The 272-nt window shown below is 72.4% G+C and carries 1 protein-coding gene; it reads left to right on the plus strand.

Annotated elements, in window-relative coordinates:
• Window positions 1–14 precede the first annotated feature (14 nt).
• The coding region (locus CVH10_RS20640; RefSeq protein WP_369335918.1) for a nicotinate-nucleotide--dimethylbenzimidazole phosphoribosyltransferase at window positions 15–272 on the plus strand (258 nt) is incomplete at its 3' end.

Consider the following 272-nt stretch of genomic DNA (forward strand, 5'->3'; position numbering starts at 1 on the left):
GTCCTGGCCTGGTCGTGCGGAAGGTCGCTCAGGGCACGGCAGATGCATCGACAGGCCCCGCGATGACTCCCGCGCAGTGCGCCGAGGCCATCGCCAACGGCATGGGGGTCGTGCGCGACCTGCCCGGCAACGCGCTGCTGCTCGGGGAGATGGGTATCGGCAACAGCTCGGTGGCGGCGATGCTGCTGGCGCGCCTCGTCGGCCACGACATCGAGGCTTGCACCGGCGCGGGCACCGGGCTCGATGCCGAAGGCCGCAACCGCAAGGCGCGC

It is taken from the genome of Halomonas sp. ND22Bw (genome assembly GCF_003011945.1).
GTDB lineage: Bacteria > Pseudomonadota > Gammaproteobacteria > Pseudomonadales > Halomonadaceae > Halomonas > Halomonas halophila.